The organism is Streptomyces sp. NPDC059900 (assembly GCF_050270335.1).
Taxonomy (GTDB): domain Bacteria; phylum Actinomycetota; class Actinomycetes; order Streptomycetales; family Streptomycetaceae; genus Streptomyces.
In genome coordinates this window covers 1-8,694 of the sequence record NZ_JBNNJZ010000349.1, presented here as the reverse complement: position 1 = coordinate 8,694, position 8,694 = coordinate 1, and the positions used below count along the sequence as shown (strand labels likewise).

At 68.8% G+C, this 8,694-nt stretch carries 10 protein-coding genes; 9 read left to right on the top strand and 1 reads right to left on the bottom strand.

Features of this window, described 5'->3' with window-relative positions:
* Positions 1–45 precede the first annotated feature (45 nt).
* The 5 genes from ACQKIP_RS31975 to ACQKIP_RS31955 all read left to right on the top strand — a co-directional run bounded on the left by ACQKIP_RS31975 (position 46) and on the right by ACQKIP_RS31955 (position 3,649).
* Positions 46–225 carry a hypothetical protein gene (locus ACQKIP_RS31975; RefSeq protein WP_190082868.1) on the top strand — a complete coding sequence of 60 codons (180 nt, stop codon included), beginning with the start codon at positions 46–48 and terminating at the stop codon, positions 223–225.
* Between the two features lie 47 nt (positions 226–272).
* On the top strand, positions 273–566 hold the full coding sequence (locus ACQKIP_RS31970; RefSeq protein WP_365861437.1) for a Dabb family protein: 294 nt from the start codon (positions 273–275) through the stop codon (positions 564–566).
* 208 nt (positions 567–774) lie between these two features.
* A complete protein-coding gene (locus ACQKIP_RS31965) occupies positions 775–1,656 on the top strand; it encodes an RNA polymerase sigma factor SigF (protein ID WP_365861435.1) in 882 nt (293 codons plus the stop codon).
* 244 nt (positions 1,657–1,900) lie between these two features.
* A complete protein-coding gene (locus ACQKIP_RS31960) occupies positions 1,901–2,761 on the top strand; it encodes an RNA polymerase sigma factor SigF (protein ID WP_365861433.1) in 861 nt (286 codons plus the stop codon).
* 129 nt (positions 2,762–2,890) lie between these two features.
* The gene (locus ACQKIP_RS31955; protein WP_365861432.1) at positions 2,891–3,649 is read left to right on the top strand and encodes a hypothetical protein; all 759 of its coding nucleotides are present in this window, start codon (positions 2,891–2,893) and stop codon (positions 3,647–3,649) included.
* A gap of 81 nt (positions 3,650–3,730) precedes the next feature.
* On the opposite strand, the gene ACQKIP_RS31950 is transcribed toward ACQKIP_RS31955, so the two are convergent.
* Positions 3,731–3,931: a hypothetical protein gene (locus ACQKIP_RS31950; RefSeq protein WP_365861431.1), complete on the bottom strand. Its 201-nt coding sequence runs from the start codon at positions 3,929–3,931 to the stop codon at positions 3,731–3,733.
* A gap of 172 nt (positions 3,932–4,103) precedes the next feature.
* On the opposite strand from ACQKIP_RS31950, the gene ACQKIP_RS31945 reads away from it, so the two are divergent.
* The 4 genes from ACQKIP_RS31945 (at position 4,104) to ACQKIP_RS31930 (ending at position 8,668) form a co-directional block, all read left to right on the top strand.
* Positions 4,104–4,583 carry a MarR family winged helix-turn-helix transcriptional regulator gene (locus ACQKIP_RS31945; RefSeq protein ID WP_365861429.1) on the top strand — a complete coding sequence of 160 codons (480 nt, stop codon included), beginning with the start codon at positions 4,104–4,106 and terminating at the stop codon, positions 4,581–4,583.
* Positions 4,584–4,597: 14 nt separating this feature from the next.
* The gene (locus tag ACQKIP_RS31940; RefSeq protein ID WP_365861427.1) at positions 4,598–7,138 is read left to right on the top strand and encodes an MFS transporter; all 2,541 of its coding nucleotides are present in this window, start codon (positions 4,598–4,600) and stop codon (positions 7,136–7,138) included.
* 222 nt (positions 7,139–7,360) lie between these two features.
* Complete coding sequence (locus ACQKIP_RS31935; RefSeq protein WP_365861425.1) at positions 7,361–8,179, top strand: YceI family protein; 819 nt, start codon at positions 7,361–7,363, stop codon at positions 8,177–8,179.
* A 27-nt stretch (positions 8,180–8,206) separates the two neighbouring features.
* Positions 8,207–8,668, top strand: a complete 462-nt coding sequence (locus ACQKIP_RS31930) for a PPOX class F420-dependent oxidoreductase (RefSeq protein WP_361193538.1) — start codon at positions 8,207–8,209, stop codon at positions 8,666–8,668.
* Positions 8,669–8,694: the final 26 nt, after the last annotated feature.

Here is an 8,694-nt window from a genome sequence, read left to right as displayed (position 1 = left end):
GTCACAGGGGTCACAGAGCGCAGCGGGTAAGGGGAGGCCGGAAGCATGGCGGTGCAGTGGAAGAAAATCGGGCTCTTCGCGCTAGTCGTCTTCATGCTCTACGTGATCATCACTGACCCCGCCAAGGCCGCGGACTACGTGCAGATAGGCTTCGAAGCGGTTTCGGATGCCGCTCGGAGCATCGGTGACTTCATGACGTGGGTCGCCAACGGAGGCAAGGACTGAGCGGCTCGTCCCGCCGTCCTGTGACTTCCCCCCTCTCTGGAGTGCGCATGATCCGCCATCTGGTCCTCTTCAAGCTCAACGACGGTGTGGAGCGCGACGAGCCGCGCGTCGTCGAGGGCGTCAAGGCCTTCCGTGCGCTCGGCGACCAGATCCCGGAGCTGACGTTCTGGGAGTGCGACTGGAACATCACCGACCGGCCCATCGCGTACGACTTCGCCATCAACTCGGCGGTCGAGGACACCGATGCGCTGAAGCGGTACATCGAGCACCCTGCCCACCAGGCGGGCGTCGCCCTGTGGCGGGAGTTCGCCACGTGGGTGATCGCGGACTACGAGTTCTGACTCACCGCGCCGAGCGGCCCCTCACCGGATGGTGAGGGGCTTTTCTGCGTCTTATGGCCCAACTTGACATTCAACACGTAGTTATCGGGTGCTTGCACACAGTGCACATGTCTTGTGATGCTATGACCGCTTTTGACGGATGAGTTGACCACGGTCGGCTGATCTTGACTGAGCTCGACAGGACTTGATTGCGCTTGACCGAGAAGGGGTGGCGTTGACCGTGCCGGCCAGTACTGCGCCCGAAGCACCGCCCGTGACCCCGCAGGCGAACCTCCCGGCCGCCACCAGCGTCCCCGGCACGCCCGGCACCCCGAGCACCCCCAGCAGCAGGGGCGCCGACACCAGGGCACTGACGCAGGTGCTCTTCGCCGAACTCAAGGACCTGGAGCCGGGCAGCCGCGAGCACGGCCGCGTCCGCGGTGCGCTCATCGAGGCCAATCTGCCGCTGGTGCGCTATGCCGCCGCCCGCTTCCGCAGCCGCAACGAACCGATGGAGGACGTCGTCCAGGTCGGCACGATCGGTCTGATCAACGCCATCGACCGCTTCGACCCCGAGCGCGGCGTGCAGTTCCCGACCTTCGCGATGCCCACCGTGGTCGGCGAGATCAAGCGGTACTTCCGCGACAACGTACGAACGGTCCACGTGCCGCGCCGCCTTCACGAGCTGTGGGTGCAGGTGACCGGGGCGACCGAGGACCTCACCACGGCGCACGGGCGCTCGCCCACGACCGCGGAGATCGCCGAGCGGCTGCGGATCACCGAGGAGGAGGTCCTGGCCTGCATCGAGGCCGGACGTTCCTACCACGCAACGTCGTTGGAGGCGGCCCAGGAGGGCGACGGGCTTCCCGGACTGCTCGACCGGCTCGGCTACGAGGACCCGGCCCTGGACGGCGTCGAGCACCGCGACCTCGTCCGCCATCTCCTCGTGCAGCTGCCCGAGCGCGAACAGCGCATCCTGCTGCTTCGCTACTACAGCAATCTGACGCAATCACAGATCAGCGCCGAATTGGGCGTTTCCCAGATGCATGTGTCAAGACTGCTGGCCAGAAGCTTCGCGCGACTTCGATCCGCAAACCGTATCGAGGCGTAACCGTAACGAGTGGACTGCTCTTCGAGCGGTTTCCGACGACTTCGCGAGCAGAAAAGCCCCAGACCCCCTCTTTCCTGCATCGATGTCACTCTTCTTTGTCGACATGTAACTACAGCGTGTTGCCGACATGTGACATTCTGCTGGAACCGCGTTTGCCGGAGCCCCACGTCCGGTATTCAGGTGGAGGCTGCGTTCCTCCGACGGGAACGTCCGCCGCGACCGTCCGCGACCCAAAGGGGGTGGCATGTCCGCAGACCAGGGCAGCTCGAAGGTGCTCACGCTCACGAAGAGCGAATCAGCGCCCGACGCGCTTGCGAGCTCAAGTGTTTCCGGGGCTTCAGGCGCCATCGACACCCGCACCCTGTCCCGCTCCCTGTTCCTGCGGCTCGCCGCACTCGACAAGGACAGCCCGGAGCGTGTCTACGTAAGGGACACGCTGATCGAGCTCAATCTCCCGCTCGTTCGGTATGCGGCAGCGCGCTTCCGCAGCCGCAACGAACCGATGGAGGACATCGTCCAGGTCGGCACGATCGGCCTGATCAAGGCGATCGACCGGTTCGACTGCGAACGGGGCGTCGAATTCCCGACGTTCGCGATGCCGACCGTGGTCGGCGAGATCAAGCGCTTCTTCCGCGACACCAGTTGGTCGGTGCGCGTCCCGCGCCGCCTTCAGGAACTGCGGCTCGCGCTGACGAAGACGAGCGACGAGCTGGCCCAGAAGCTGGACCGCTCGCCCACCGTGCCCGAACTCGCCAGGGCGCTCGGGGTCTCCGAGGAGGACGTGGTCGACGGCCTGGCCGTCGGGAACGCGTACACAGCCTCCTCGCTCGACTCCCCGGCCCTGGAGGACGACGGCGGCGAGGGCTCCCTCGCGGACCGTCTGGGGTACGAGGACAGCGCTCTCGAAGGCGTCGAGTACCGCGAGTCCCTCAAGCCGCTGCTCGCCAAGCTGCCGCCGCGCGAGCGCCGCATCATCATGCTGCGCTTCTTCGCGAACATGACGCAGTCGCAGATCGGCGAGGAGGTCGGCATCTCGCAGATGCACGTCTCGCGGCTGCTCACGCGGACGCTCTCGCAGCTGCGGGAAGGGCTCATCGCGGACTGATCGCGCTCCCCCTGTGGCCCGGGATGCCCAAGGCACCCGGGACGCCGCAGGGGGACTGTAGTTGCTGACGGGGTTCCTAATTGACGACCCGTCAGACACACTGGCGCGATGCGACGTGGCATACGGAACGTGCTGAGTGCGTCTACGGCTGCGCTGTGCCTGGGCGGGGTTCTCGCCGCTTGCGGCGGCGGGGGCGGCGACGACGGCTATGTGGCCACGGGCCCCGTCGGCGCGGGCCCTGAGCGGGCGCCGGGGCAGGGTGTTTCCCCCACCGGGGACGTGGAGTTGGTCCCGCTGGACGGTGAGTCGTCGCCTTCCGGCGAGGGTGACGGCGACGGCGGCAAGGGTGACTCCTCCGAGCCGTCGGAGTCCGGCTCCGGCGACTCCTCCGGCAAGTCCGCCGCCAGCAAGGCCGGTTCGGGCTCACCGGACGGCCCGGACGCGGGTGAGTCCTCGACCGGCGGCGCCAAGCCCGGTCGTACGGAGAGCAGTTCGGGAAGCGGCTCTGCGGGGCGCCCTGCGGGCGGGGCGAGCGGTTCGCCCTCCGCGCCCGGCGGCGGCTCCAGCACGAAGCCCAGCGGGCCCGCGAAGCTCAGCGTGGGCGAGCCGGAGCGGAAGCCCGCGGACGATCGCTGGTGCGAGAAAGTGACCGTCGCCTTTCGCAACACCGGGGGGTCGCCGGTGCGGTCCGGAACGGTCACCTTCGAGACGCACGTCATCGGGGCGCTTGGCGTGGACTGGGCCACGCTTGAGTCCACGGAGAAGCTGCCTGCGCCTATCGCGGCGGGCAAGACCGTCAAGAAGACCTGGCCCGTGTGCGTGGACGCGTGGCGTGTGCCGCTGGGGATGCATGTGGAGACGCGGGACGTCTCCGTGGACTGGAAGTAGCGGGGTCTCTTGTTCGCTGCGGGTCCGCCGTGGCTGAGCGCGCAGTTCCCCGCGCCCCTGAAGCGCCCCTGCGGGGCGCCCCTACTTCAGCGCCAGCCAAGCCACCCCCGCCACCACCGCGATCGCGAGTACGACGCCGATGATCAGGCCGATGCGCGGGCCCGCGGATGCTGCCGCCGGCTGCTGGGCTCGGCCCTGGGGGGTCTCGTCGACGAAAGCACGGAACATCTGCGTGCTGCCGGCGGGGTCGGGGTTCTGGGGGCCCTGGGGGTTGTGTGCCATAGCGCAGGACCCTAGCGAACCATCGGGGGTCGGCCCAACCCCCGCTGACCACGGACTTTACTGGCGCGGTCCCAGACCTTTGCCGACTCTTTAGCCGGTTGGTCCAGTTTTAGTTTGCCTGCGGCAACCAACTGTCTCTATCGTTGCCCTAAGCAACAACATAGGAGGTGTCGTGGCCGCGCAGCGTCATTACGAGGACCTGGCCCGACAGCTCAGCGCCATCGGTGCCGTGAAGCGCGGCCTCGGACGAGGTCTGCCGCACGACTGCCCGGGCGGATCCGCCGCCGTACTCATCCTGCTCGACCGGCACGGAGAGATGCGGATGAGCAGGCTCGCCGAGCTGCTCGCCGTGGACATGTCGGTGACAAGCCGCCACGTGGCCCACGTAGCCGAGAAGGAGTGGATCCAGCGGGATCCCGACCCCGCCGACAAGCGCTCCCGCATCCTGCGCCTGACCCCCGGGGGCAAGGCCAAGGTCGATGAGCTGTCAGAGCTGTCCATCAGGACACTCACCCACTACTTGCATGACTGGTCGGACGAAGAAGTCGTCCAGCTCAGCACGCTGCTCGCGCGACTGCGCGACAGCTTCGGGGACTGCCGCGCGGCTTCGGCCCGGCTCCCCTTCGAAGAGACCACCCGTACACCCGCGTAATGAAGAGGAAGCCCATGGCAACAACCACACCATCCGGTGTGCGGGGCAGCCACGCCAAGCACGGGGCGACTCATGACGAGAACGCTCCGATGACACACCGGCAGATCATGGAGGCCCTTTCCGGCCTGCTGCTCGGCATGTTCGTCGCGATCCTTTCGTCGACGATCGTCTCCAACGCCCTGCCCGAAATCATCGGCGACCTGGGCGGCGGCCAGTCCGCCTACACCTGGGTCGTGACCGCTTCGCTCCTGGCGATGACGGCGACCACGCCCCTGTGGGGCAAGCTGTCGGACCTCTTCAGCAAGAAGGCCCTGGTCCAGATAGCCCTGATCATCTACGTCGGCGGTTCGATCGTCGCGGGTCTCTCGCAGAGCCCCGAGATGCTGATCGCCTGTCGCGTCGTGCAGGGCATAGGCGTGGGCGGTCTCTCCGCCCTCGCACAGATCGTGATGGCCGCGATGATCTCCCCGCGCGAGCGCGGGCGCTACTCCGGCTACCTCGGCGCGACCTTCGCCGTCGCCACCGTCGGCGGCCCGCTGCTCGGCGGTGTCATCACCGACACGTCGTGGCTCGGCTGGCGCTGGTGCTTCTACGTCGGCGTGCCCTTCGCGATCATCGCGCTGATCGTTCTCCAGAAGACCCTGAAGCTCCCCGTCGTGAAGCGGGACGTCAAGGTCGACTGGGGCGGCGCCTTCTTCATCACCGCGGCCGTCTGCCTGCTCCTGGTCTGGGTGACCTTCGCGGGCGACAAGTACGACTGGATGTCCTGGCAGACCGGCGCCATGGTCGGCGGTTCCGTCGTCCTCGGCCTGCTCTTCCTGCTCGTCGAGTCCAAGGCGAGCGAGCCGATCATCCCGCTGCGCCTGTTCCGCAACCGCACCATCACCCTCGCCTCGCTGGCCTCGCTCTTCGTGGGTGTCGGCATGTTCGCGGGCACGGTGTTCTTCAGCCAGTACTTCCAGCTGGCGCGCGACAAGTCGCCGACGATGTCCGGTGTCATGACGATCCCGATGATCGGTGGCCTGTTCATCTCCTCGACGGTCTCGGGCCAGATCATCACCAAGACCGGCAAGTGGAAGGCCTGGCTGGTCACCGGCGGTGCGCTCCTGACCGCGGGCCTCGGCCTGCTCGGCACGATGCGCTACGACACCGAGTACTGGCACATCGCGATCTTCATGGCGCTCATGGGTCTCGGCATCGGCATGATGATGCAGAACCTCGTGCTCGCCACGCAGAACCAGGTCGCTCCGCAGGACCTCGGCGCCGCGAGCTCCGTCGTCACCTTCTTCCGTTCCCTCGGTGGCGCCATCGGCGTCTCGGCGCTCGGCGCCGTGATGTCCACCCGCATCACCCACTACGTGAAGGACGGCCTGGCCGACCTCGGCCCGAAGGCACAGCAGATGGGCCACGGCGGCACCGGCGGTGGCGGCATCCCGGACCTGGACAAACTCCCGGCTCCGTTCCGCACGGTCATGGAGAGCGCCTACGGGCACGGCATCGCCGACGTCTTCCTGATCGCCGCCCCGCTGGCGTTCCTCGCCTTCCTGATCACGATCTTCATCAAGGAGGTTCCGCTGCGTACGTCCGGAGCCCTTGCCCAGGCAGCCGAGTCCGCGGACGCCGGCACCCCGGCGGCCACCCCGTCGGCAGCCGCCACGGCCACCGCGGCCACCGACGAGCAGCCGGTCCTGGCCTCCGTCGGCGCGCACACCGAGACGGGCCCCGAAGGCACGCAGAAGCTCGCGGCGGTGGCCTCCTCGGCCGCCGGTGAAGCCCTGCCGCAGACCTTCGGCGGCGGCACTCCGGTCCACGGCTTCGTCCGCGGCGCGGAGAGCACCCCGGTCCCGCGGGCCGCGGTCACGCTGATCTCCCTCGCGGGACGGCAGCTGGGCCGTGCGGTCGCGCAGGGCGACGGGTCCTACGCGGTGGACGCGCCGGGCGCGGGCTCGTACGTACTGATCGCTTCGGCCGACGGCTTCCAGCCGCAGGCCTCCACGATCGTCGTCTCCGACGAGGCCCTGAACTACGACATCCTGCTGAGCGGCACGAGCGGCCTCAGCGGTGTCGTACGGGCCTCCGACGGCAAGCTGCCGGTCGCGGGCGCGATGGTCATCGTGACCGACGTGCGCGGCGATGTCCTGGCCACCGGGCTCACCGGTGAGCAGGGCGAGTTCACCTTCGCCGAGCTGGTGCCCGGACAGGTCACCATCGCGGTGAACGCCGCGGGCCACCGCCCGATGGCGCTGCCCGTCGAGGTCGGCGCGGTCGGCGTCACCCGGGTCGAGGTCGAGCTGAACGCCGGTTCGCAGGTGCTCGGCACCGTGCGCGCCAAGGGCGGTCCGCTGAACGACGCCCGCGTCACGCTGGTGGACGCGGCGGGCAACGTCGTGGCCACCGCGACCACCGGGTCCGACGGCGCGTACGCCTTCAGCGACCTGGACAGCGGCGAGTACACGGTCATCGCGACCGGTTACCCGCCGGTGGCGACGGGTCTGACCGTCGCCGGTGAAGGTGTCGGTGACCACGACATCGAACTCGCCCACCCCGGCGAGTAGTTGCCCCCGGCCCGGGCGCGCGCTTCGAGCGGATGAGCGTGCCCGGGCCGGTTGTGGAAGGGCCCCCGGACCGGCGGCGACGCATACGGCAGGGGACGGCCGTGTCACCGCCGCCGGGGGCCGCCAGGGGGTAGGCCCCCCGGCCGTAACGACCAATTGAGTAACCCCCGCGGCGAGTATTTGGTCCGCGAGAGCGGCGCCGGTTTAGGCGCAAGGAGAAGCATGGCACTGAGCGCTCGGATTCGGACGCGGGACGGGTGGGCGGTATCCCACGCCGTCGTCACCCTCACCGACATGACCGGTACGCAGGTGCTGCGGGCCGCGGCGGACCAGGACGGCGCCGTGCGCGACGCGACGGACCTGGCACCGGGCCCGTACACCGTGATCGTCACCGCGGTCGGCTACGCGCCCGTGGCCTCGACCGCCATGGTGACGGCGAGCGGCCGTGCCGAGGTCGGCAACATCGTGCTGGCCCGGCAGGGCGGCACCGAGCTTCCGCCGCCCGGTCCCTGGACCATCGACCCGGCGCACTCGACGGTGGGCGCGGTCGCCCAGCACCTGGGGATCACCAGCGTGCACGGCCGGTTCACCGAGTTCGGCGGGCGCGTGGAGATCGCCGAGGACGTGGAGAAGTCGCGCGTCGAGGCGGTCATCAGGTCGGCGTCCATCGACACCGGCAACGGCATGCGCGACGGCCACCTGAAGTCGCCCGACTTCCTGGACGTCGAGCAGTACCCGGAGCTGACCTACCGCTCCACGGGCCTCACGCCCGCCGGTTCGGACCGCTGGACGGTCCACGGCGAGCTCGGCATGCACGGTGTCGTACGCCCGGTCGACCTGGACCTGAGCTACCTCGGCACCGGCGCCGACCCCTGGGGCGGCACCCGCGCGGCCTTCCGGGCCACGGCCGAGCTGCGCAGGGAGGACTTCGCCATGAACTACAACCAGGTGGTCCAGGCGGGCATCTCGGCGATCGGTACGACTCTCCGGGTGGAGCTGGACATCCAGGCGGTCCAAGGGGAAGCCCTCCCCCAGGTCTAGCGGAACGTGCGGGTCTAGGGTGCGGACATGGCACCCAACATTGCTACCAACACCACGGTCTCGATCGATGAGTTGCTCGACTTCGTCCGTCCAAGGCACCGCGCCATCCTGCTGACGGGCCGGTCGGACGGGACCCCGCAGGGTTCGCCCCTGACCTGCGGGGTCGACGACTCCGGACGGATCGTGGTGTCCACGTATCCGGAGCGGGCCAAGACGCGCAACGCCAAGCGGAATCCGCGGGTGAGCATCATCGTCCTGAGCGACGAGTGGAACGGCCCGTGGGTGCAGATCGACGGCACGGCCGAGGTCATCGACTCCCCGGACTCGGTGGAGCCGCTCGTCGAGTACTTCCGCAACATCTCCGGCGAGCACCCGGACTGGGACGAGTACCGCGAGGCGATGGTGAAGCAGGGCAAGTCCATCATCCGGATCACCCCGGAGCGGTGGGGTCCGGTCGCCACCGGGGGTTTCCCGGCGGCGAAGGCCTAGCGACACAGACCTGCAAGGGCGTACGG